Annotated in this window: 21 protein-coding genes and 1 riboswitch; of the genes, 13 read left to right on the top strand and 8 right to left on the bottom strand. The window is 55.3% G+C overall.

Features of this window, described 5'->3' with window-relative positions; translation table 11 throughout:
* Positions 1-54 precede the first annotated feature (54 nt).
* On the bottom strand, positions 55-1,014 hold the full coding sequence (locus tag TH19_RS15065; protein WP_114103180.1) for a diacylglycerol/lipid kinase family protein: 960 nt from the start codon (positions 1,012-1,014) through the stop codon (positions 55-57).
* A gap of 219 nt (positions 1,015-1,233) precedes the next feature.
* Here TH19_RS15065 and TH19_RS15060 point away from each other — a divergent pair, with 219 nt between their 5' ends.
* Positions 1,234-2,151 (top strand): UDP-2,3-diacylglucosamine diphosphatase, encoded by a 918-nt coding sequence (locus TH19_RS15060; protein ID WP_114103179.1) that lies wholly within the window; start codon positions 1,234-1,236, stop codon positions 2,149-2,151.
* A complete protein-coding gene (locus TH19_RS15055; protein ID WP_114103178.1) occupies positions 2,148-3,281 on the top strand; it encodes a glycosyltransferase family 4 protein in 1,134 nt (377 codons plus the stop codon). The genes TH19_RS15060 and TH19_RS15055 overlap by 4 nt, the downstream gene beginning before the upstream one ends.
* Before the next feature lie 21 nt (positions 3,282-3,302).
* Here the strand turns inward: TH19_RS15055 and TH19_RS15050 are convergent, their stop codons facing one another.
* Positions 3,303-4,103 carry a BUD32 family EKC/KEOPS complex subunit gene (locus TH19_RS15050; protein ID WP_114103177.1) on the bottom strand — a complete coding sequence of 267 codons (801 nt, stop codon included), beginning with the start codon at positions 4,101-4,103 and terminating at the stop codon, positions 3,303-3,305.
* A gap of 220 nt (positions 4,104-4,323) precedes the next feature.
* On the opposite strand from TH19_RS15050, the gene TH19_RS15045 reads away from it, so the two are divergent.
* The 9 genes from TH19_RS15045 to TH19_RS15005 all read left to right on the top strand — a co-directional run bounded on the left by TH19_RS15045 (position 4,324) and on the right by TH19_RS15005 (position 13,383).
* Positions 4,324-6,090, top strand: a complete 1,767-nt coding sequence (locus tag TH19_RS15045; protein ID WP_114103305.1) for an ABC transporter ATP-binding protein — start codon at positions 4,324-4,326, stop codon at positions 6,088-6,090.
* Between the two features lie 26 nt (positions 6,091-6,116).
* Positions 6,117-6,890: a lysophospholipid acyltransferase family protein gene (locus TH19_RS15040; RefSeq protein ID WP_258547980.1), complete on the top strand. Its 774-nt coding sequence runs from the start codon at positions 6,117-6,119 to the stop codon at positions 6,888-6,890.
* On the top strand, positions 6,887-8,179 hold the full coding sequence (locus tag TH19_RS15035; protein WP_114103176.1) for a 3-deoxy-D-manno-octulosonic acid transferase: 1,293 nt from the start codon (positions 6,887-6,889) through the stop codon (positions 8,177-8,179). The genes TH19_RS15040 and TH19_RS15035 overlap by 4 nt, the downstream gene beginning before the upstream one ends.
* Complete coding sequence (gene lpxK, locus TH19_RS15030; protein WP_114103303.1) at positions 8,172-9,143, top strand: tetraacyldisaccharide 4'-kinase; 972 nt, start codon at positions 8,172-8,174, stop codon at positions 9,141-9,143. The genes TH19_RS15035 and lpxK overlap by 8 nt, the downstream gene beginning before the upstream one ends.
* On the top strand, positions 9,136-10,035 hold the full coding sequence (locus TH19_RS15025) for an LpxL/LpxP family acyltransferase (RefSeq protein WP_114103175.1): 900 nt from the start codon (positions 9,136-9,138) through the stop codon (positions 10,033-10,035). The genes lpxK and TH19_RS15025 overlap by 8 nt, the downstream gene beginning before the upstream one ends.
* Before the next feature lie 111 nt (positions 10,036-10,146).
* On the top strand, positions 10,147-10,740 hold the full coding sequence (locus TH19_RS15020; protein ID WP_114103174.1) for a hypothetical protein: 594 nt from the start codon (positions 10,147-10,149) through the stop codon (positions 10,738-10,740).
* 112 nt (positions 10,741-10,852) lie between these two features.
* The gene (locus TH19_RS15015; RefSeq protein ID WP_114103173.1) at positions 10,853-11,338 is read left to right on the top strand and encodes a MarR family winged helix-turn-helix transcriptional regulator; all 486 of its coding nucleotides are present in this window, start codon (positions 10,853-10,855) and stop codon (positions 11,336-11,338) included.
* Between the two features lie 304 nt (positions 11,339-11,642).
* Positions 11,643-12,707 carry an aldo/keto reductase gene (locus TH19_RS15010; protein WP_114103172.1) on the top strand — a complete coding sequence of 355 codons (1,065 nt, stop codon included), beginning with the start codon at positions 11,643-11,645 and terminating at the stop codon, positions 12,705-12,707.
* An 85-nt stretch (positions 12,708-12,792) separates the two neighbouring features.
* Positions 12,793-13,383, top strand: a complete 591-nt coding sequence (locus TH19_RS15005) for a TetR/AcrR family transcriptional regulator (protein ID WP_181846435.1) — start codon at positions 12,793-12,795, stop codon at positions 13,381-13,383.
* A gap of 3 nt (positions 13,384-13,386) precedes the next feature.
* Here TH19_RS15005 and TH19_RS15000 read toward each other — a convergent pair whose 3' ends face one another.
* Genes TH19_RS15000 through xseA form a run of 3 tightly spaced genes read right to left on the bottom strand, consistent with a single transcriptional unit; the run spans position 13,387 to position 17,534 of the window.
* Entirely contained in the window at positions 13,387-14,934 is a 1,548-nt protein-coding gene (locus tag TH19_RS15000; protein ID WP_114103170.1) for a gamma-glutamyltransferase, read from the bottom strand.
* Positions 14,935-14,949: 15 nt separating this feature from the next.
* A complete protein-coding gene (locus tag TH19_RS14995) occupies positions 14,950-15,804 on the bottom strand; it encodes a M23 family metallopeptidase (protein WP_114103169.1) in 855 nt (284 codons plus the stop codon).
* Positions 15,804-17,534 carry an exodeoxyribonuclease VII large subunit gene (gene xseA, locus TH19_RS14990; protein WP_114103168.1) on the bottom strand — a complete coding sequence of 577 codons (1,731 nt, stop codon included), beginning with the start codon at positions 17,532-17,534 and terminating at the stop codon, positions 15,804-15,806. The genes TH19_RS14995 and xseA overlap by 1 nt, the downstream gene beginning before the upstream one ends.
* A 119-nt stretch (positions 17,535-17,653) precedes the next feature.
* Between xseA and purD the strand changes: the two genes are divergently transcribed.
* On the top strand, positions 17,654-18,937 hold the full coding sequence (gene purD / locus TH19_RS14985) for a phosphoribosylamine--glycine ligase (protein ID WP_114103167.1): 1,284 nt from the start codon (positions 17,654-17,656) through the stop codon (positions 18,935-18,937).
* A gap of 33 nt (positions 18,938-18,970) precedes the next feature.
* Here purD and TH19_RS14980 read toward each other — a convergent pair whose 3' ends face one another.
* The 3 genes from TH19_RS14980 to TH19_RS14970 are packed head-to-tail and all read right to left on the bottom strand — an operon-like array spanning position 18,971 to position 21,964.
* Positions 18,971-19,771: an ABC transporter ATP-binding protein gene (locus TH19_RS14980; protein ID WP_114103166.1), complete on the bottom strand. Its 801-nt coding sequence runs from the start codon at positions 19,769-19,771 to the stop codon at positions 18,971-18,973.
* Positions 19,768-20,832 (bottom strand): FecCD family ABC transporter permease, encoded by a 1,065-nt coding sequence (locus TH19_RS14975; RefSeq protein WP_114103165.1) that lies wholly within the window; start codon positions 20,830-20,832, stop codon positions 19,768-19,770. The genes TH19_RS14980 and TH19_RS14975 overlap by 4 nt, the downstream gene beginning before the upstream one ends.
* A gap of 40 nt (positions 20,833-20,872) precedes the next feature.
* The gene (locus TH19_RS14970; RefSeq protein ID WP_309471253.1) at positions 20,873-21,964 is read right to left on the bottom strand and encodes an ABC transporter substrate-binding protein; all 1,092 of its coding nucleotides are present in this window, start codon (positions 21,962-21,964) and stop codon (positions 20,873-20,875) included.
* A gap of 161 nt (positions 21,965-22,125) precedes the next feature.
* A riboswitch (cobalamin riboswitch) is annotated at positions 22,126-22,330 on the bottom strand.
* A 171-nt stretch (positions 22,331-22,501) separates the two neighbouring features.
* On the opposite strand from TH19_RS14970, the gene TH19_RS14965 reads away from it, so the two are divergent.
* Entirely contained in the window at positions 22,502-24,103 is a 1,602-nt protein-coding gene (locus TH19_RS14965; protein WP_258547979.1) for an OpgD/OpgG family glucan biosynthesis protein, read from the top strand.
* The last annotated feature ends 12 nt before the right edge of the window (positions 24,104-24,115 follow it).

The following is a 24,115-nucleotide window of genomic DNA, read 5'->3' as shown; positions in this document are numbered from 1 at the left end:
CCGATCTTGCCATTGCGTAGGGTCGGGGTTGGGGTCGGGGGAGTTTTGCTCCCTCTAATCCGCGGCAATCTGAAGCATCGGCTGTGACGAGACTGTAGTACCCTCATTTGACCCATTATGGATATCTGCATAGGCCTGCGGCACCATCAGCCTGACCGGATAGGGTGAAAGACTGATCTCGCAGGGCAGCTTACCCGCGCTTTCACCATCGATCTGCATTGGCGCAGGTCCGCAGTGACTGGTGATGGTAAGTCGTTCGGTCCGCACGACCGACACATCACTTTGTTCATGCAGCCGGTTCAGGGTCAACGCCAGCCCATAGCGCGACAATGCCCCAATTCCGTTGCCCGGCATCATGACCACTTCAAAGGCATTATCTGTCAGCTTTGCCGTCGGCGAGATCACAAATTCCCCGCCATAATGCTGTGCATGGGTGACAACGACACCAGCGACCCGATAATTTTCCCGACCGATATTGACTTCAAAATCGCGATGGCGCGGAAAGACGATGTTGCGCAATCCTTCAAGAACATAGGCACCCTTGCCGATCAGCCGTTTAAGTTTAAGCGACACATTGGCAACCGTATCGGCATCCGCCCCCATCCCGACCATCAGGAAGAACGCCCGCCCATTGACCAAACCGGGCCGTATCCAGACCTGACCGGGATTATTGATATAATCGGCAATTGCCTTTGCCTTGCGGGCCAATCCCACCTCGACTGCCAGCACATTGGCCGTACCAAGCGGGATGACACCAAGCGGCGGCACCTCGTGGCCTTCGATCTGGGCATCAAGCAGCCCGTTTAGCGCCTCGTTCAGGGACCCGTCGCCTCCGGCCACAAACAAGCGTTGATGGGCGCGCACCTTGCGCGCCAGTTCACGGGCATGACCGGGATGGGTGGTTTGCAACAGTTCCACCTTAACCCCGGCATGTTGCAGGATCTGGAACAGGAACCGTTGTTTGTTACCACCGGCACGCGGATTAAAGATCACTGTCACGTCGGCATGGGTCATTCAGAACACACTTCCGAAATAAAACCGAAATAAATCATACACACGGGCTACCATATGAAAGAAAAAATGTAACAGTTGCTTTACAGAACGACGAAATTTCTGTGAACGGGTTATATAGTCACGTTTTTTATTTTAAACTGATACTGGTTGGGGACAGTATTCGGCACCTCAAATTGTCGAATTCCAGCCATTCTTTTGGCAGGATACGGAGGGGCGGCAATGACAGCGATGACGCTGCAACCGCATTACCGCACGGTCTGGATTTCGGACGTCCATCTGGGGACACGTGGATGTCAGGCAGATCTTCTTTTGGATTTCCTCAATGAAGTAACCGCAGACACCTATTATCTGGTGGGTGACATTATCGATGGCTGGCGGCTTAAGAAAAGCTGGTATTGGCCGGAAAGTCACCATGCTGTTATCACGACAATCATGGATAAGGCAAAAAATGGCGCAAAAGTCATCTTTGTCCCCGGAAACCATGACGAATTTGCCCGTGAATTTGTTGATATGACCTTCGGGCATGTCGATGTCAAAATGAATGACATCCACGAAACAGCAGACGGCAAACGCTTGCTGATCATTCACGGCGACGAATTTGACGGTGTTGTCAAATATGCCAAGTGGCTGGCCTATCTTGGTGACACGGCCTACAACCTCGCCATCATGCTTAACCGTTACTACAACGGTATTCGCCGCCGCCTTGGTTATGGATACTGGTCGCTGTCGGCCTATCTGAAAAACCGGGTCAAAAACGCGGTTCAGTTCATTTGCAACTTTGAAAATGCTGTCGCCCACGAAGCTGCCAAGCGCAAGGTAGATGGCGTGGTATGCGGTCATATCCATCATGCAGAAAAACGCATGATCGGCGATGTGCTTTATTGCAATGACGGCGACTGGGTCGAAAGTTGCACCGCCCTTGTCGAAGACAAGGAAGGCAAACTTGAACTTCTGCACTGGGCAGAAATGCGCCAGATGGCCATGACCCATTCCAGTCCCGGTCGGGACGCAGCAAGTACCCCGTCACTTGGCCTTGGCAAACTGATTTCCATGTTCCGCATCGCCCACGGTGCAGACAATTCCGCATCAGGCACGTCAAAAAAACGGTCTGATACGCCAATTGGAAAAACTGCATGAAAATACTGATCGTAACCGATGCCTGGTATCCACAGGTAAACGGTGTTGTCCGTACCCTTGAAACCGTACGTGGCGAGTTGGGCGAGATGGGGCATGATGTTCATGTGATCTCGCCCGATCAGTTCAAAACCATTCCGTGTCCGACCTATCCGGAAATCCGTCTGGCCCTGTTTGCCAAACGCAAGATGGCCAAAATGATCGAGGCATTGCACCCGGTCGCCATCCATATCTCGACCGAAGGTCCGCTTGGTCAGGCCGCACGTTCCTATTGCCTTAAACACGGCCTGCCGTTTTCCACCGCCTATCACACGCGCTTTCCGGAATATATCCATGCGCGCTGGCGGCTTCCGCTGTCGATTTCCTATCGCGGGATGCGGAAATTCCATTCCAAATCGCGGTCCGTGATGGTCGCCACCGAAAGCCTGCGCCAGGAACTCTCGGACTGGGGGTTTGAAAACCTGCATATCTGGTCACGCGGCGTTAACCTTGACCTTTTCCGCCCGCGGCCTGACGCTTCCTTTGGCGACTTCCCGAAACCGCACTGGCTGTTTGTTGGTCGTGTTGCCGTCGAGAAGAATATCGGGCACTTCCTTGACCTTGATCTGCCCGGGACAAAATTCGTTGTCGGTGACGGCCCACAGCTTAACGAGCTTAAGGGCAAATATCCCAACGCGCAGTTTCTGGGCAAAAAGGTTGGCGAGGAATTGGCAACCGCATTTGCATCGGCTGATGTGTTTGTGTTCCCAAGCAAGACCGATACCTTTGGCCTGGTGATCCTTGAAGCATTGGCATCGGGCACGCCGGTCGCGGTTTTCCCGGTTCAGGGGCCTGCCGATATCGTACGCGGCACCAAGGCCGGGGCGATTGATGCAGACCTGCGCGAAGCCGCCTTGGCCGCCCTTGCACTTAAACCCGAAGATGCACGTGCCTTGGCAGAACAATATAGCTGGCCCAATTCGGCCAACCAGTTCCTGCACAATCTCGCACCATTTTCCGGTGGATTTGATGGAATTGAAGCCATCCGTATCTCGGTTGATGATGCAACGCGCAGCAGTAACGTTGATCGTGCCCCCCAACAGGATGACGATTACGAAACCGTCAACACGCCGATTGGTCAACCCGCGCAATAAGCGGGGGACCGGTCGGCGATCCTATTTCCGATAAAGGCTTTTCCGAAGGGTGCGATAGGCCAAAAGCCCGTTCAGCGCATCCGTGCCAAGCCATCTGCGGAACGGACGCAGCATCAGGTAAACCGGCCTCAGGAAGCCGATTACCTTGCGCAGGGGGACAAGCTGTTTTGCCCCCTCGCCTGCCGCACTGACATAGGCATTCCATCCGGTACGCAGCAATTCCGGGCGTTTTTTAAATTCCCGCTGAATGGAAAAAACAAACAGCAAGATGTCGCGTGCCTGCGCATCGGCAACCGGCATCCGGGCATTGGGGTCTTCTTCAAAATCGATAAAGCCGATCTGCCCGTCATCGCGGATCGTCATGTTACGAAGCAACGGCGCCCCGTGTGAAACACCGGCATGATGAAGCCCCGCCAGGGCCGTTGCCGCCGCGATGACATAGGATTTGACCTTATCCTCGTTCCCGGCGCGGACTTCGTCCTCGATCCGGGTTTTAAGGATACCGCCATTATCGCCAATCGCGATCCAGCTTTCATCCTGCCCGACCAGATCAGGGACAAGAATGCCCTGGGCCGCAAGTTTACGCAGAATTTCCGCCTCGGTTTCAAGGCCTTGCTTGCCGCCGGGCGACACGGTCGGACGCAACAACGGAATACCGGTAACATTGGCCAGAAAACGCTGCAAACGGTGCCAGACTTTCTGTTTTGCCGGAACCGCCTGTTTGACCCAGACACGGCGCCCCTGCCAGTTCAGCGCAAAGACCCGTGCGCCAACACCTTGGGCGATGGTATGCTCGACAAGTGCGTGCAGTTGCTCGTTCATTATTTCGTCTTATATGTCGCTCTTCGTGACCCGATAAACATCAGATCACTTTTGTACCCGTCACCCGCTTCCTGCGGCTTGCCGCCCAAGGCCCGGCATGTTAGCAACAGCGCGTGTGAATTAATGTTATTTTGAAGCCACATCCATATAGATAGTATCAGTCTGATACAATGTGGAAATGGTTGAAGCGACCAGGAACAAGCAATTGCCCGAAAACTCCATGGACCATACCACAGAACATTGGGGAACCTGGCCTTTGGTCAAGCGCATCATCAAGGATGCGGTTACCCCCTATTTTGGCAAGATCCTGCTTGCCCTTCTGTGTATGGCCCTGATGGCAGGCGCAACCGGGCTTTATGCGCTTCTGATGGATCCCATCATCAATGACGTCTTCATCAACAAACGCGAAGCTATGCTTGTTCCGGTCGGCGCGGCCGTGCTGGGCTCGTTTGCACTGAAAGGTTTTGCCAATTACGGCCAAACCGTATTGATGAGCTATGTCGGCGGACGCATTCTGGCAGATGTGCAGAACCGGCTTTATGAACATGTCATTCGTCTCGATATCGGCTTTTTCCACAGCACCAATACCGGCAAGCTGATCACGCGCTTTACCAATGACATCACGGCGATGCGCGCCGCTGTTTCAAACTCTCTGACCGGGTTTGGCAAAGACTTGCTGACGGCCATCGTTCTGATCAGCGTGATGTTTTACAAGGACTGGATGCTGGCGATCATCGCATTCACGGTATTCCCCGCTGCGATCTATCCGATTGCGCGACTTGGCCGCCGCATGCGCAAGGTATCTGCCAACACCCAACAGCAAATTGGTGAATTTGCCACCCTGCTCGAACAGACCTTCCAGGGCATCCGCCATGTCAAAGCTTATGGCATGGAACCCTATGAATGTTCGCGCATGGGCAAGCTGGTTGAAATCGTCTTCAAGCTGAGCTTCAAGGCACAAACCGTCAGTGCCCGTTCTTCCCCCATCATGGAAACACTGGGTGGTGCTGCCATCACCGCCATCATCATCTATGGCGGCAGCCGCGTGATTGACGGATCAAGCGATCCGGGAAGCTTCTTTGCCTTTATCACCGCCCTTTTGCTGGCCTATGAGCCGGTGAAACGTCTGGCCAATATCAACATCACCCTGCAACAGGGTCTTGCCGCGTCCCAGCGTGTCTTTACGGTGCTTGATATTGAACCGGCCATCAAGGATGCGCCGGATGCCAAGGATGTGACGATTACCGGTGGCAACATTACGTTCAAGAACGTTGCCTTTTCCTATAACCCGGAAATCACCGCCCTTCGCGATATCGATCTTGATATCAAGGCCGGTGAAACCGTGGCCCTTGTCGGTCCGTCGGGTGCGGGTAAATCAACCATCCTGAATCTGATCCCACGTTTCTATGACATTGATGGCGGCTCGATCACCATTGATGGTCAGGATATTCGCGATGTGACGCTTGAATCCCTGCGCAAGGCAACCGCACTGGTCAGTCAGGAAATCACCCTGTTTGACGATACCGTGCGTGCCAATATTGCCTATGGCCGTGCCGGTGCCAGCGACGCCGAAATCGAGGAAGCCGCCCGTCACGCTGCTGCGCATGACTTCATCCTTCAGCTTGAAAACGGCTATGACACCATTGTCGGTGAACATGGCGTCAAGCTTTCGGGTGGGCAGCGCCAGCGTATTGCAATTGCGCGTGCGATGCTTAAAAATGCACCGATCCTGCTGCTGGACGAGGCGACATCGGCCCTTGATACGGAATCAGAACGCCACATCCAGGGCGCGCTTTCCGAATTAATGAAGGGCCGTACAACCCTTGTGATTGCGCATCGTCTGTCGACCATTGTGGATGCCGACAAAATCTGTGTCATCAGTAACGGTCGCGTCACGGAACAGGGCAAACACGAAGAATTGCTTGCACTTGGAGGGGCTTATGCAAACCTCTATAACTTGCAATTCTCGGAAGAAAACGGAAACTGATCCGGGCAACTTCAGGATTATCGGGCGTGCAGTGGCATAAGCGGATCATCAAAAGCAACACGATGCGCAGCACTTTGTGCTGGATTGCAGCAGCCTATGTGCGCCTTGTCCGTGCAACCGGTCGCTGGAAAACCGAGGGCGGGGACCTTCCGTCGCAATATCTGAAAGACGGAAAACCCTTTATTGTTGCCTTCTGGCACCAGCGTCTTTTGATGATGCCCTATACCTGGCGTTCGGTTGGCGGTGATCTGCCATTCCACATGCTGATTTCATCGCACCGCGATGGTGAAATCATTTCGCGCACGGTTGCCCATTTTGGGATTCAGACCATCGCCGGGTCAACAGGCGTTGGCAAAGGCGGGGCAGCGGCGCTTCGCCAAATCCTTAAAACCCTGAAATCCGGCGAAGTTGTCGGCATGACGCCCGATGGCCCCCGCGGGCCCAGAATGCGCGCATCCGATGGTGTGGTGCAGGCCGCCCGCATGGCTGGTGTCCCGGTTTTCCCGCTGACCTATTCCGCGGCAAGCCGCAAGGTATTTAAAAGCTGGGACCGGTTCGTCCTGCCCCTTCCCCTGCCCTTTGCACGCGGAGTGTTTCACTGGGGGGAGCCGATCTTTGTTGAACGCAAACTTGACGAAGCAGGCCTTGAAGCCAAACGGCTTGAAATCGAAGATGCCCTGACCCGACTGACCCAGGAAACTGACCGTGATCTTGAGCTTGATGTCATAGCACCCGCACATCCCGATGAACTGCCCAAACAAAAACGTTCGGCAATTGCCGCCGGAGAAAACGGCAAATGAGCCTGTTTTACGCATATCGCGCAGCAACCCGGCTTTTGGGTCCGGCTCTTTATATTTATCTGAACCGGCGCAAAAAACGCGGCAAGGAAGACCCGGGCCGTATCGGCGAACGTTTTGGCCATCCAAGTGCCGTCCGACCCAAGGGTCATTTGCTTTGGATACATGGGGCCAGTGTTGGTGAATCTCTTTCGGCTTTGCCGGTGATTGATGAAATTCGCCGTCGTTATCCGGGTCAGTCCATTCTGGTTACGACCGGTACTGTCACCTCGGCCGAGCTGATGCATGCCCGCCTGCCCGAAGGCGTTATTCACCAGTTCATCCCGATTGACCGACAGGTTTGTGTTGCCCGGTTCCTGCATCACTGGAAACCCGATATCGCACTTTGGCTTGAAAGTGATCTTTGGCCCAACCTGCTGACCAAGGCGCAAAAGGCGGGTGTGAAACTTGCGCTTTTGAACGGGCGCATCTCGGAAAAAAGCTTTAAGGGCTATTCGCGATTTCCATCCTTCATTCGTCCGGTGATTGCGGCCTTTGACCTTGTCCTGACACAAGGCGATGACGAAACCGCGCGGTTTGAAAGTCTTGGTGCCACCAGCGTTAAAACCGTTGGCAATCTGAAATTTGCGGCCCCGCCACTTCCGGCCGATGAAGGTGAACTCGCAAAGCTTGAAGAACAGATCGGCAATCGCCCGGTTTGGCTTGCTTCAAGCACCTTTGACGGTGAAGAACGGATTGCAGGCGACATCCACAAGAAACTTGCCCACGAACAGGCCGGTTTGTTGACCATCATTGTGCCGCGCCATCCGAACCGCGCCGATGACATCGAAGCCGACCTGATCGCACAGGGATTGCAAGTCGCACGGCGCAGCCTTGGCCATGCCATCACACCGGGGACCGATATCTATCTTGCCGATACCATCGGGGAACTCGGCCTGTTTTACCGAATTGCTCCGGTGTGCTTTATGGGCAAGACCCTGTGCGCATCGGGCGGGCAAAACCCGCTGGAACCGGCACGACTGAATTGCGCCATTCTGCATGGCCCGGATATGAGCAATTTCACCATCATCAGCGAAGAAATGCGCGCAGCCGGTGCATCCCGAATGGCAACCGATGCCGATGATCTTGGCCGTCAGGTGGGCGCGCTGTTACGCGATCATGCCAGTGCCCAAAAGATTGCTGATGCCGCGCTTGATTACGCCAATTCAAAGGCCGAAGTTCTGACGCGTACCGTTGATGCCTTGCGCCCCCTTATGGCGCAAAAAGCAATCGACGAGGTGGATGATGCGTGATCCGCAATTCTGGAAGGAAGACGGGCTTGTTCCCAAACTTCTAAGCCCGGCATCCCTGCTGTGGCGGGCCGGGGCATGTATCCGCACCAAGACCACCACGCCCCGTCATCCCGGTTGCCCGGTTTTCTGTGTTGGCAACTTCACAGTTGGCGGGGCGGGCAAAACGCCCACCGCCGTTACGCTGTTTGACCTGTTAACCGCAATGGGCCGTAATCCGCATTTTGTCAGTCGCGGTTATGGTGGTTCTATCACCGGCCCGCATCGTGTTGATCCGTCGCGCGACACCGCATCACAGGTCGGGGACGAACCGCTTTTGCTTGCGCAGCATGGTCCGGCATGGATTTCACGCGAACGCTTCCTTGGTGCGGAAATGGCCCGGGATGCCGGGGCTGATGCGATCATTCTTGATGATGGGTTGCAAAACCCATCCATTATCAAGGATTGCAGCTTTGCCGTGATCGACAGCAACTATGGCATTGGCAATGGCCGTGTCATGCCCGCCGGTCCGATGCGCGAACCATTAATCAGTGGCCTTGCCAAAGTTCGCGCCATTATCCTGATTGGCGATGCGACACCGTCCTTCATCACCAATCTTCCGGCGTCTGTTCCGGTTTTGCGGGCCCATATCGCCCCGGTCAACGGGACCGATTTTGCGGGTAAAAAGGTCATGGCCTTTGCCGGGATCGGACGGCCACAGAAGTTTTACGACACCCTTGCATCGGTTGGCGCAGAAATCGTCGCGACACAGGATTTCGATGATCATCATGCCTTTAACGCCGATGAACTGTCCGCACTTCAGATCAAATCCGCCGGTCTTGGTGCCCAGCTTGTCACCACACAAAAAGACCTGATGCGCTTGCCATCGGGCAGTCGCAGCGGCATAAACAGTCTCGATATTCGACTGGCGTTTGACGCCCCCGATCAGCTTGCCCAGATTGTGAAGACAGTACTTGCCGATGGATAAGAACAGCAAACTCTACAAGATCCGTCAGAAATACCTTTCGCACCCGCTTCAGGGGTTCGGGGCCTATCTGATTTATTGGCTGTTTGCCGCCATGCCGGTTGATACGGCATCAAAATTCGGTGGCTGGTTACTGCGCTCCATCGGGCCCAAGGTCGGACAATCCAAAAAGGCACGCGTAAATCTGACCATGGCCTTTCCCGAAAAATCACCGGCAGAGATCGATACGATCATTGCCGATATGTGGGAAAACCTTGGCCGTTCGGTGGCTGAAATTCCGCATCTGCACAAAATGCGTCCCGGTGGATCACGTATTGAAATTGTCGGCGCGGAACATGGTCTTGCCCTTAAAGACGATGGCAAACCCGGCCTGTTTTTCACCGGTCATATCGGCAACTGGGAAGTCAGCATGTGCATCGCAAGCGTGCTTGAGATGGATATGATGAGTGTTTATCGCGCCCCGGATAATCCGTGGGTCGATAATCTGTTTATGCGGGCGCGCAAAACATTCCGCGGGCAACTTGTCCAGAAGGGCCCGGATGGCGCACGCAAACTGACCCGGTTCATGAAAGAAGGCGGTCACGCCTGCATGCTGGTCGATCAGAAAATGAGTGACGGCATCGCCGTGCCGTTCTTTGGCCGTGATGCGATGACCGCACCGGCACTGGCACAGTTTGCCTTGAAATATGATGCGCCGATCATCCCGGTCCGGGTCGAACGGTTGAATGGTGCGCATTTCCGCATGACATTTTATCCCGCCCTGCCAGTCACCAAGACCGGTGATCGACAAACCGATGTCGCCAAAATCATGACCGATGTGAATGGTGTCATGGAATCCTGGATCCGTGAACGCCCGGCACAGTGGCTTTGGGTCCATCGCCGCTGGCCCAAATAATCCAGTCTGAAATTCTGCGATATTTATTAACGCAATAGGAACACCATTGCCGCAGACTGGCGGATCGGAATGCGGGTACCTTCGTCCCCGCACCTAACCTGGAGCCCCTTCTTGCGCCGTATTCTGGTCGTTTTGTGTTTGATGATTGCCGGATCGATGTTTGTCGTCTGGCCGAGCATGGCGCTTGACCAAAACAGCACAGATATCCGTGAAACCGCACGCGATATCCGCCTTCGGGTGTCTGAACTGGACCGCCAGCTTAAAGAACATTTGCGCAAGGCTCTTTTGGAATATGGCGACCGGCAAGTCGAATGTTCCGAGGACAAACCCCGCACGACACTTGCCGAATGCGTTGAAGCAGACGCAGGCGACCTGACGAAAACCGTCATTACGATTGCGCGTGCTGGCGATAAGGAAAATGATCCGTCCGGTGATCTTGCCGATACCGAAGAACGCTATGCCCTGTTCACCCAGCAAATGAACAAGACAAATGATCTTTTGGCCCGTGCCGGGGCAAAGCTTTATCTTAACAGTCTTGATGTCACCCCTGAAATGGATCAGCTCAGACGCAATGTCATCGCCTTTATCGAGCTGAAGCAGGCCAATGACATGCGTGTGGAACAGGCAATTTTGATCGCGACAATTGCCGCCATCCTGATCGGGATTTTTGGTGTTATCTTTGTCGTGCTTCAACGTTTCAGATAGGTTTGATACGGCAATGCACTTTGTGTTGTAACAAATGGTCTTGAACAAAGCCGCAAAGCCCGTTACCCGATAGCGCAAACCTTCACGCGTCCGAAAAGCAAAGGGAACCGCCATGACCGAAGCCTATTGGCAGGACATTCTTGTCTCCTTGCGCCAGATTATCCGGGCGACAGATTTGCATTCGAAACGTGTGATGAAGGTTTGTGGCCTGACCATCCCGCAGGTCATGGTCTTGCGGGCGATTGACGAATTGCAGAATGTCACGGTCAAACGCATTTCCAACCATGTCTCGCTTAGTCAGGCAACCGTAACCACCATCCTGAACCGTCTTGAACAGCGCAATCTTGCCGAACGCCGTCGCAGTGCAACCGATAAGCGCGTGGTCAATACTTTCCTGACCGAAGCCGGGCGGGAAGTCCTCGCTACGGCACCAACCATGCTGCATGAAGAATTCATTTCCCAGTTTGAAGGCCTGCCTGATTGGGAAAAGACCCAGCTTCTGTCATCGATGCAGCGCGTCGCATCGATGATGAATGCGGAAAACATTGACGCAGCACCTTTGCTTGACGTTCGCCCCGCTGACGAAATCCCGCGCTAGAACGCACCAAACCGGATTTTATCCTATCCCTTTCTCCGAGTCCTTTGACAGAACCGCCGCCAACCTGCTGATTGCTTGCACAGACAGGTCGTGGGCCAAGTATGCCTTGCGTGCCGGTCACATCGGGCCAAGCACTTATTCCTGAACATCTTTTCCCGATCCACCCTTGCGATAATTCTCCGCCAGTTTTGTCGACGAAAAGTTTCTGCTTGCGTTTTTATATTATGATCGTAATTTTAATTTAAATGACGATCATAATATAAACCAGCACGCCAGTTGGCATCGCTTGAGAAGGATCACAGAAATGACCATCGGAAATCAGGTTCTAAGTCGCAAATCCGGGCTTCGCGTATCGCAACTTGCCCTTGGCACCGGCAATTTCGGAACGGGCTGGGGATATGGCAGCGACTTCACCGAGGCAAAACAGATCTTCGACCATTACGCCGAAGCAGGCGGATTTTTCATCGATACCGCCGACGGCTATCAGGTTGGTCAGTCCGAAGAATTTGTCGGGCAACTGATTGCCAAGGATCGCGACCATTTTGTGCTTTCGAGCAAATACACGATGGGGGCTGAAAATGACGGCAGCATCAGCAAATCAGGCAATAGCCGCAAAAACATGGTTCGCTCTGTCGACGCCAGCCTCAAACGTCTGAACACAGACCATATCGACCTTTACTGGGCGCATTTCACCGACGAAACAACGCCGATGGAAGAAATCATGCGGGGCTTCGAAGACCTCGTCCAGGCCGGAAAAATCCATTATGCCGGGCTTTCGAACTTCCCGGCATGGCGGGTTGCGCGCGCAGACCTGCTTGGCGAACTGCGCGGCTGGTCCCCCCTTGTCGCCATTCAAACCGAATATAATCTGGTGGAACGCAGTGCCGAACGCGATCTGATCCCGATGGCCGATGCACTGGGCCTTGGCATCATGACCTGGTCGCCCCTTGCCGGTGGTCTTTTGACCGGCAAATATCGCAACAATGAACAGGGTCGCCTGCAAGGCCTCGGCGGTGTTCTGGTCCGCTCTGAACAGACCAATCGCGAAACGGCAATTCTTGATGCCATCATCGGGATCGCGACAGAGGCCAAAACGACACCGGCAAATGTCGCCATCGCCTGGTTGCTTGATCAGTCCCGCAATCTTTCGTCCGGCATGGTCCCGATCCTGGGCCCGCGCACTTTGGCCCAGCTTGATGCGACACTGGGTGCACTCGACATTCATCTGACATCTGATCAGGTGAACCGACTGACAGCGGCAAGTGCCTTTGTGCGTGGCACGCCCCATGATCAAATCCAGTCCCTTGGTGCAAAGGCGCGCGGCGGCGACAAGATCATCCGCCCGGCGGGCCTTGCCCCTGCTGCGTGACAGCACGGCGTCTTCATGCTTTAAACACCCTTCCCGATCCTCATCATCGGGAAGGGTCATCCCATCAAAGAACCGGATTTTTGCCATGCGCTATGACGCAAGCCACAAGGAAGAAACCCGCAAACGCATTCTTGCCAGTGCGTCACAAACCATTCGCCTTAAGGGACCGGACGGGGTTGGTGTCGCCAAGCTGATGTCCGAAGCAGGCCTGACCCATGGCGGTTTCTATGCGCATTTCAAATCCAAGGAAGACCTTGTTGCCCAAACCATCACCGAGATGTTTGAAGGCATCCACGCGCATCTGACCAAAACACTGGCAAGTGGCACACCGTCACAGGGATTGCGTCTTTATATCGATCTTTACCTTGGCCGTGAACATCGCGATCATCCCGAAACAGGCTGTCCGATGGCGGCACTTTCGGGTGATGTTGCGCGCATGGATGCACCGGGCAAACAGGCCTTTGGCCGCGGTCTGGCCCAAATGCATCAGACCATTGCAGCACATCTCGAACAGATTGAACCAAGGCCCGCTGATGCCCCGTCTTTGGCAAAGTCCCTGACAAGTGAAATGGCCGGCGCCCTTGCGATGGCGCGGGCAAGTTTTGATGATGAACAGGCTGAAAGCATCCTTGCTTCAAGTCGCCGGGCGGTCAAGGACCGGGTCGGGCTATCTTGAAAATCAGTCGTTCAGAACGCTGATCTGACATCCATTGCGCCTTGCATCCCCGATGGCCGAAAACACCTTGCCATCCGCACTGACCTTGGCGGCATGTACACCGCCAAAGAACATGTCTTCACTGTCCCAGCGGCTTTGATTTTCAAGGCTGATCGCGTCAAGCAAGGCATCATCAAACCCCGGCTCGACCGATAAAAGATCATCTTCGACATGCATTCTGGGTGCGGCAATCGCCCCATGCAGGGTCATGTCAAAGGCATCGATATTCAGCAACACCTGAAGCATCGTTGATCTGATCCGGTTCGATCCCCCCGATCCCAACGCCACCGAACTGCCGTCATCACCAAGATAAAGTGCCGGTGTCATCATTGATGTCATCCGCACCCCGCAAGGCCATGCATGGAACCCGTCTGGCGACAGGTCGGCTTCGCCCAGCATATTGTTCATCATGATCCCGGTTTGCGGCACAATCCGCCCCGATGTCGATCCGTTTGAAATCGTCGCAGCGGCAAGATTGCCATCCTCATCCACGACCGAGATATGGGTTGTGCCCTGCTGACTAAGCGGGCGTTCGCCGATCATCAGACGATATCGTTCACAAAGTTCATCCCCCAGAATGGCCGAGGTCGCACCATATTCCCCGCGCACCAGCCCCGTGGCATGGATGATCCGCGAAATGGCCTCCAGATGGCGGACTGATCCAAATGATCCCAATGCCATTTCACGGGCAAGTTTAAGACCAAACCCCACCAGAACCCCGCCAGAGGCCGGTGGCGCATTCAGGACAAACCGCCCCTTGCGCCCGCCGACAAGCAACGGATCACGCACCAGAACCCGATAGGACGCCAGATCATCGGGCGTCAGATATCCACCGAACTCTTTGCATTCGCGGATCAGGGCATGGCCAAGGTCACCATGATAAAACCCGTCGGCACCACATCGCACCAGATATTCGATGCTGTCGGCCAAATCGGCCTGCACATGACGCGCCCCGGCATCAAGCAGCTCGAACCCGGTTTCTTCGATGTGCCCAGGTTTACCAAAAACCGCCCGGCTTTCGGCAGAGAAACTCAATAGCGGCTCAACAATCCCCATCACATAGCGCTGAAAATCATCCAGAATCACGCCATCACGGGCCGCGATCATCGCCGGTTCGGCAAGCTGCGCCATCGGCAATCTTGCCAAATCTTCGTGGATTTGAAAAAGCCCCGCCACCACGCCGGGCGTTGCAGCCGAACCATATCCGCCATGAAATTCCTGGGTTACGCCCCCGGCAAAGGTCGCAAGGCGGCTTTCGAATTCCAGATCTTCGCGTGATCGTTTTTCAAGCGGGGTTTCGACAAAGAAATCATAAAGGCGTGGCGGTTTGCCCGCAGGCCTTGCCATGACAAAGCCACCACCGCCAAGAGATGCCAACACGGGTTCGGCAACGCAGGCCGCCCACATGGCTGCGATCACGGCATCGAACGCATTGCCACCTTCCTCAAGCACGCGGGCGGCGGCGCGTGCTGTGACATCATGTCCTGCGGCAACGGCCCCGTGCTTTTTCATGGCTTGGCTTCCCCGTTAGTTATTGGCGCTTGCGGCCTTTTGCGCATCTTCCATCGGCGGGACCAGCAACTGGGCATCCACCCGGGCCGCCCCGACATTGATCCGCCAGTCCAGATGCGGGCCGGTTGCCCGTCCCGATGCGCCAACTTTGGCAATCAGATCACCCTGCCGAACGACATCGCCCACTTTGACGTCAATCTCGGACAGATGCAAAAAGGCCGAGACCATGCCAAGCCCATGATCAATGAAAAGCGTCGCGCCAGAGAAATACATATCAGGATGGGCAAGGGTGACGATTCCGTCTGCCGGTGCCACAACAGGCGTTCCGGTCGGAACCGCAATATCCACCCCCCAATGCGGGGCGCGGGGTTCCCCATTCAGTATCCGCTGTGACCCGTAAACACCGCTGATCGGTCCCAAAACCGGCCAGATAAAACCGTTTTCAAGGAAATCCTCGGTAAATCGTTCCACCCGGGCTTCACGCGCCTGACGGCTGTCATCCTTGATCCGGTTTGATACTTCGGGATCGGGTGTGACCATCTTTTTGGGCAGGCCGTCAATGCGCTGAATATTGAATTCGCGGTCAGTGATGTCATACGCAAACTCTTCGGTACTGCCATCGGCATGGCGGATCGTCAGTTTCGCCGGGCCTTCATAATCACGCGGGAAACCGATGATGAACCGCCCGTCCGGGGCAATGGTATCAATCGCCTCGTTATCAAGCTGGATGACATCACCGGCACTTGTCTTGCCAAATACGATCCCGCCCTGAACAAACTGCCCCTTATAGGTCGGCTCGGCCGCATGTGCCGTAATACCCGCCCCCAAAAGACCGGCGGCAACGATGATGGATTTCAATGCCAAGCGCATTACAGAAGGCTCCCCTGCCTGTCATCTTCCTGTGGACGCGGATTTTTCTTTTTCGCCGGTTTCGGTTTGGCTGATGTTTCCGGCGCCGATATGGCAGCATCTTCCGCCACGATGTTAGCGCTATCATCCTTGTCCTGTGCCGGCACTGGTACCGATACTGATGCCCGTACTGGGGCTGGTCCTGATGTTGGCTCTGGCGTCACCACAGCGGCACTATCGCCTGCCGTAACCCGGGTGATGCCATCCCCCATTTCAAGATCATAGGACTGACCGGTTACAAGATCGCCCGACTTGCCAACAAGATTGCCCGCGCCATCGCGCACCACGGCAAAGCCGCGTTTAAGAACATTGCGATAGGAATAGCTTTCCAGAAGCCGGTCATACCGCGCCAGTCCTTCGGCTTCGCGTTTGACAACATTGCCAACCGCGGCCTGCATCCGGGCACCAAGATCGGTAATCTGCTTTCCGCCACGATTAACATCGCGCTCAATATCGCTTTTGCGTAAGCCCGCAGAAGCCCGATCAAGACGCGATTTCTGCATCTGAAGGGCGGATTTCATCGCCCCGTCCAGACGAAGCGACGCATTTTCAAGACGCCCGCGCTTTTCCGAAAGCTGTTCACGCGGACTGACCAGACGCGCACTGGCTTCGTTCAGGCGTGCGCGTGCCTGCTGTGTCAGGTTAACTGTCGCACGCGGCAATCGATCCGCCCAGTTATCAAGTGTCTGGGCGCGTTCTTCGAGCATCCTTTTGGGATCGCCCAGCCCACGCGCCAGACTTTCAAGCGCGGTTTTCTTTTCAAGTCCCAGGCGACGGACTGCCTGCGCCAGTCGAAGACCGTCCTCTTCAACCTGACCTATTAAATCCATGCGTACCGGCACGGCCTTTTCCGCCGCCCCGGTCGGAGTTGGTGCGCGCAGGTCCGAAACGAAATCAATCAGGGTGGTATCTGTTTCATGCCCCACCGCCGAGATGACCGGAATGTCGGAATCCGCCACCGCACGGGCAACGATTTCCTCGTTAAAGCACCACAAATCTTCAAGCGATCCGCCACCACGTGCGACAATCAAAAGATCAGGACGCGGGATCTGCCCATAGGGCAAAAGATCATTAAAGCCCCGCACGGCTTCGGCAACCTGTTCGGCCGCACCCTGCCCCTGAACCAGCACCGGCCACAAAAGAACCCGGCGCGGAAAACGTTCGCGCAGACGGTGCATGATATCGCGGATCACCGCCCCGGTGGGTGAAGTCACAATACCGATAACATTGGGCAGGAACGGGATCGGCTTTTTCCGATCCGGGTCAAAAAGCCCTTCGGCGGCGAGTTTCTTTTTGCGTTCTTCAAGCAGTTTAAGAAGCGCGCCTTCGCCCGCCACTTCCATGCTTTCAATAACGATCTGATATTTCGAACGGCCCGGGAATGTTGTCAGGCGTCCGGTGACGATGACCTCCATGCCGTCTTCGGGCACCAGACCAAGTTTGGTCGCCTGCCCGCGCCAGCACACGCCATCAAGAACCGCCTTGTCGTCCTTAAGCGCAAGATACATGTGGCCGCTACTGGCCTGTTTGAAGCCGGAAATTTCCCCGCGCACCCGGACAAAGGAAAAGGCATCCTCGACCGTGCGTTTGAGTGCATTGGACAAATCCGAGACCGAAAATTCGGGCGTATTTCCCGATTTCACAGGGGTTTCCGGTACCGGGGCATAAGGGTCGAACAAATCTTGCGTCATCAAGGGCACTTTATGCTAAAAGCCCGCACATTGAATCATTTTGCGGGATGGCGTTTGGGTCTAGCCTAGTTCATCGCGCATGGACCATCAAGCAATCGGACAAGTCGAAGGATAAAGTCATGAAGGTTCTGGTCGTTGGCGGCGGCGGACGTGAACACGCACTATGCTGGGCCATTGCGCGCAGCCCGCGCATTTCCAAACTCTGGTGCGCACCGGGCAATGCCGGCATTGCGGATTCCGCGCAGTGTGTCGCGATTTCCGATGGCGATATCGACGGTCTGGTAGCTTTCGCCAAGGACAATGCGGTTGATCTGGTTGTTGTCGGCCCCGAGGCCCCGCTGGTTGCAGGTCTTGTCGATGCACTCGACGCGGCGGGCATCAAGTCGTTCGGTTGTTCCAAGGCGGCCGCACAGCTTGAAGGTTCCAAGGGCTTCATGAAAGACATGGTGGCAAAGTTCGGTGTACCGACGGCTGCCTATGGCCGTTTCACCAATCCCGCTGATGCCAAGGCATTTGTTGAAAAACACGGTGCGCCGATTGTCGTTAAGACCGATGGTCTGGCCGCAGGCAAGGGTGTAACGATCTGTCAGACCGCGGACGAAGCATTTGCCGCAATCGATGAATGCATGGTCGGCGGCAAATTCGGCGATGCCGGTGCCGAGATCGTCATCGAAGAATTCCTCAAAGGTGAGGAAGCCTCATTTTTTGCAGTTTGTGATGGCGAGAACGTCATTCCGCTGGTTGCAGCCCAGGATCACAAGGCCGTTGGCGAAGGCGATACCGGCCCGAATACGGGCGGCATGGGTGCCTATTCCCCGGCCCCGGTCTTTACCGATGCGGTTGAAGCCAAAGTCATGGAACAGATCATCGTCCCGACTGTCAAAGGCATGGCCAATGAAGGCCACCCGTTCAAGGGTGTGCTGTTTGCGGGCCTGATGATTGACGATGAAGGCAACCCGAAACTGATCGAATACAACATCCGTTTCGGTGACCCGGAATGTCAGGTCCTGATGACCCGCCTGAAATCGGACGTGCTGGATATTCTTGATGGTGCGGCCACCGGCACGCTTAATACCGTCAAACCGGAATGGTATGAGGAAACAGCAATGGTCGTCGTCATGGCTGCCAAAGGGTATCCGGGTTCCTATGAAAAAGGTACGGAGATCAAAAACGTCCCGGCAGCCGATGCCATGGACAAGGTCAAAGTCCTTCATGCCGGCACCAAGATGGATGGTGACAAGCTGGTTGCGACCGGTGGTCGCGTTCTTGGCGTTACCGCACGCGGCACAACCGTGACCGAAACCCAGAAACGCGCCTATGAAGCGGTTGATGCCATTGACTGGGATGGTGGTTTCTGCCGCCGTGATATCGGCTGGCGTGCCGTGGCCCGCGAACAGGCATAAGCCCGTTTCCACATCGATTTTCAAAAGACCGGGTTACGCAACCCGGTCTTTTTTTATGCCTGTATGACCCGATGTCCCGACGTGATAGCGGATATGACAGCGGCCCTGATCATCAATTTCGATATCGGCGGCAACCCCGAAAACATCGCGCAGGTTTTGCGATGTCAAAATCTGTTCGGGTGTCCCAACGGCAATCAGTTTGCCGCGATCCATCATGGCAATCCGGTCACAGAACATCGCCGCATGGTTTAGATCATGCAGGGCCGCCACCACTGTCACCGGCAGTGCGCGCACCAGTTCCAGCAACCCAAGCTGATGATGGATATCAAGATGGTTGGTCGGCTCGTCCAGTAACAGGAAATCAGGCTGTTGCGCCAAGGCGCGCGCGATATGAACGCGCTGCTTTTCCCCGCCAGACAGGGTATGCCACATCCGGTCGGCCATATCGCGCATTTCGACACTGCCAAGGGCCTGATCGACGATTTCGCTGTCGTCTTCTGACCATGGCGTCAAAAGACTGAGATAGGGCGTTCTGCCAAGCCCGACCGCCTCGCGTACCGTAATCCGGTCAATGGTATCGGCCTGTTGTTCGACAAAGCCGATCTGGCGGGCAAGATTGCGCCGCCCGATTTGCTTCATCGGTTGATCGCCCAGCATCGCCTGCCCGCGTGACGGGGCACGAATACCGGCCAGAACCGACATCATGCTGGTTTTGCCAGACCCGTTTGGCCCGATCAGCCCCAGAAACTCACCCGGCGCAACCCGCAGCGACACGTCGCTGATGATTTTCTTGAAACCGGCATTCCAGCCAACATTGCGCAGTTCAAGGGTCATCGCAGAACCCTTCCATGACAGAGAATAAGCGCAAAGGCCGGTGCACCGATCAGGGCGGTAATAACCCCGATGGGCAGAACCTGACCATCAAGGATGATGCGCGATACCACATCGGCCAGAACAAGGAAAACCGCCCCGATCAAGGCCGATACCGGCAATAGAATCCCGTGACGGGTGCCAACAAAGAACCGTGCAGCATGGGGGATCACCAATCCGACAAAGCCGATGGATCCCACAATGCTGACCATGACCGCAGTCATCATCGCAGCCACCGCAATCAGCACCGCATAAACGCGCCTGACCGGCACACCAAGCGATGCAGCCGATTCAACGCCAAAGGTAAAAGCATCAAGCGATCGCGCATGCCAAAGACAGACAAGCAACCCGCCAAGCGCCACCGGAAGAGCCAGATACACATCGGGCCAGCGCACACCGCTTAGATTGCCAAGCAGCCAGAACATAATGCCGCGTGCTTCGTCCGCGGTTGCGGCCTTGGTCACGATAAAGGATGTCAGGGCGTTAAAAAGCTGCGATCCGGCAACACCGGCCAGAATAATCGCAGCCGGTCCGCGACCGGCGGGGATGGCAAGAAGTGCGACAAAGCCAAAGGCCACCAGCGCGCCCAGAAATGCGCCAAGCGACAAGGAAACCATCCCGGCCCCAAAGCCCAGAATGGCAACACTGACCGCGCCGGTCGATGCGCCCGCCGAAATGCCAAGCAAATAGGGATCGGCCAGACTGTTGCGCAAAAGCGCCTGCAACACCGCACCGGACAGGGCAAGCGACGCACCACATGCCGCCGCAACCAGCGCACGCGAAATGCGGTAATTCCAGATAATCCCGGAATCGATCGGATCAACATCATATCCCGCCTGCCACAGATGATTGGCAATGGTCTGAAGAACCGTGCCAAGGGGGATATGCGTTTCCCCCTTGGCTGCGGCAATTGCAATCACACCGACAAGCAAAACCAGTGCGACGCCCGTCGCACCGATCCGGCCAAGATATGCCCGGCCCGCCCGCGATTTTGCGGGTGACTGATCTTGCGTTTTTTCAAACATTCAATTCTCGTGGCATATCAAACGCCCTTGTCCTTGCAGATCAGTTCGAAGCGTTCAGTTTTTCAACTGCTTCGGCCAGCGTTTCGATGCCTTCGATCAAACGGATGGTCGGGTCCATGGATTGTGCATCCATCACGACGATATTGCCGTTTTTAACCGCCTTCATCTGACTTGTAACCGGATCGGTTTTCAGGAAGTCCATTTTGACTTCCCAATCATCGGCCGGGAAACGACGACGGCCCATTTTGCCGATTACGATGATATCGGGATTGGCACGTGCGATGGTTTCCCACCCGACCGTCGGCCATTCTTCGTCACTATCGATAATATTGGTAACGCCAAGCTTGTCTGCGATATAGGCAGCCGCCCCGTTTTTGCCGGCAACATAGGGATCACTTTTGATCTCGGCACTGGAAAACCAGAAGACGGTCGAAACATTGCTGTTCCCGCTTGCATTCACCGCTGCCAGCGACTGGGCTTCGCGATCTTTCAACTTGGCAATCAGGGCCGCCCCGCGATCCTCGATATCGAAAATCTGCGCAATGTCGGTGATCTCCTGATAGATCAGGTTCATGGTGAAATCTTCGTGGCGCACGCCATCACCGCCACCGGCATTATCCTTGCCCACGCAATCGGCCGGCGCGGTATAGACCGGAATGGAAAGTTCATTGAACTGTTCGGTGGTGCCGACAATCCCCTTGGGGCCGACATGCCACTGATACTGGGTGGCAACCAGTTGCGGCTTTTGGGCAACCACTGTCTCAAAACCCGGATCATTATCAGCAAGACGCGGCACCGACGCATTCACATCCTTGAATTCATCCATAACCGGCCCGAACCAGACACTAGTCCCTTTGACCTTGTCGGCCAGACCAAGCGAATACAGGATTTCCGTGGTGCTTTGTCCCAGCGACACAACCCGTTCAGGGGCCGCATCAAAGTGTAACGTGCTACCGCAGTTTTCAATACTGAGCGGATATTGCGTCGCCGACGCATTGGTAACCGATGCCATTACACCAGCGGCAAACACCCCGACCGCCAATGCCATTTTGGAGTGATGGATCACTTTGACTTCCTTTCCAAAGCGCCCCGCCTGCAACCGGATAGACCCGATCTGCACACGGCGCGCCATAAATGTTATGTTATAACATAACATACGTTTTGCTATCGTCAAGGGACTGGCAAAAGTGTCGGGAAATGGCGGAAGATGCCGGGGTCAGAGTTCAGAAAAACTGTCTTTGAACTGCCAGAGACCGGGACATATGCCGACATTCTCCGGGGCACCCCGCCCGGTCCGTCGCATTCATGTCGGCAGGTCTCCTGGCTCGCGGGTCAAAGCACTTTTCCTGGCCTTCCCGGGTTCATCCCAGTGGCATTGGTCAGAAAAACGCTCACCGCCTACAGTTGCGGGGGCAGCTTCGGTTAATGATCCGATCAAACCGGATCACGTCGAATTCCCTTTATCCGATATTCGGATACCGACATGTCACGGTTAGATTAAACCAGAAACCCGGTCAAGGAAATTGGCAGACCACCAGCGGCATTAACGCAAGGGTCCATGCATAAATTGCAGTTGATACGACCTTGAATTTGCCATGTTTCATCCCGATTACCTCCACACTGCCGGGTATTCTTACCCGACAAACGAAACCACTGGAATGTGATGCACATGACGACTTCTGTTGAACGCAGACGCTTTTTGAAATCCATCGCGGCAGCCGGTCTTATCCTGCCGGGAATGTCGATCTATCAGCACGCGCTGGCAGAAGTCCCGGGCCTTGACCTTGGTGCGGCACAGCCCTTTGCGTTTGACGATCTGATCGCGCGCGCCAAATCCATGGCAGCATCGGCCTATGAACCGCCTGTTGCGCCGAACCCGGAAATTGTCGGTCGGATCGATTACGACACCCACGGCAAACTGCATTACAAACGCGATCATTCGCCGTTCTCTGACGGATCGGGCACCTATCCGGCGACGTTTTTCCATCTGGGTATGTATTTCGCAAAGCCGGTGCATATGTATCTGCTTGAAGGCGGCAAGGCGCGCGAAGTGATCTATAAGCCCGATTACTTTGACATGCCCGCCGACAGCATCGCGCGCAAACTGCCCGAAAACAGTGGCTTTGCCGGTTTCCGCCTGCATGAAAACCTTGCACGGGATGACTGGAAGACCCAGGACTGGGCCGCCTTCCTTGGCGCGTCCTATTTCCGCTCCATCGGGGATGAAGGCCAGTATGGCCTGTCGGCGCGCGGGATTGCCGTGAATACCGCAACATCCCAGCCCGAAGAATTCCCCGATTTCCGCCAGTTCTTTATCGAACCGGCCAAAAATGCCGAAGATCCGGTAACGGCTTATGCCCTTCTTGACGGGCCGAGCATCACGGGTGCGTACAAATTCCTGCTTTATCGCGGACAGGGTGTAACCATGGATGTGGAAAAACATCTGTTCATTCGCCGCGATATTGAACGGCTTGGCGTCGCCCCGTTGACCAGCATGTTCTGGTATTCAGAACAGAATAAATCATTCCGATTTGACTGGCGTCCCGAGGTCCACGATTCCGACGGGCTGGAACTGTGGACCGGCAGTGGTGAACGTATCTGGCGTCAACTGAACAACCCGGAAACCATCCGTGCGTCGGCCTTTGGCGATCATAATCCGCGTGGCTTTGGCCTGATGCAGCGCGACCGCGATGTGAAAAACTATCTTGATGGTGTGCGCTATCACCGTCGTCCCAGCCTGTGGGTCGAACCCAAAGGCGACTGGAATGACGGTGCTGTACAACTGATCGAAATTCCGACCGATGACGAAATCCACGATAACATCGCGGCGTTCTGGGTGCCCAATGCACCGGCCAAGGCGGGTAACAGCTATCAGTTCAGCTATCGTTTGCACTGGCAGGCGCAGAACCCGTTCCCGGTGGCCGAACTGGCCCGCGCAACAGCAACGCGGATGGGCCGTGGTGGCGAACCGGGCACCAACCGCCCGAAAGACGAAATCAAGTTTTCGGTCGAGTTTGAAGGCGAGGTTCTGGGAACCCTTGCCTATGGCGAGTTTCCCGAAGTCATCGTATCGACATCGCGTGGTGAAATCACACGCACCAAGATCGAACCGATCATGGATACAAGAACCTGGCGGGCGGCCTTTGACCTTAAGGCGGTTGGCACAGACCCGGTTGATCTGCGCATGTATCTGAAACGCGGTGATGCACCGCTTAGTGAAACCTGGATGTTCCAGCATCTGCCCGCACTGGGTAACCAGCATCAAGGCTGATACCAACAATCC

It is taken from the genome of Thalassospira profundimaris (assembly GCF_003326675.1).
Lineage (GTDB): Bacteria > Pseudomonadota > Alphaproteobacteria > Rhodospirillales > Thalassospiraceae > Thalassospira > Thalassospira aquimaris.
This window is presented reverse-complemented; position numbering and strand designations above follow the sequence as displayed.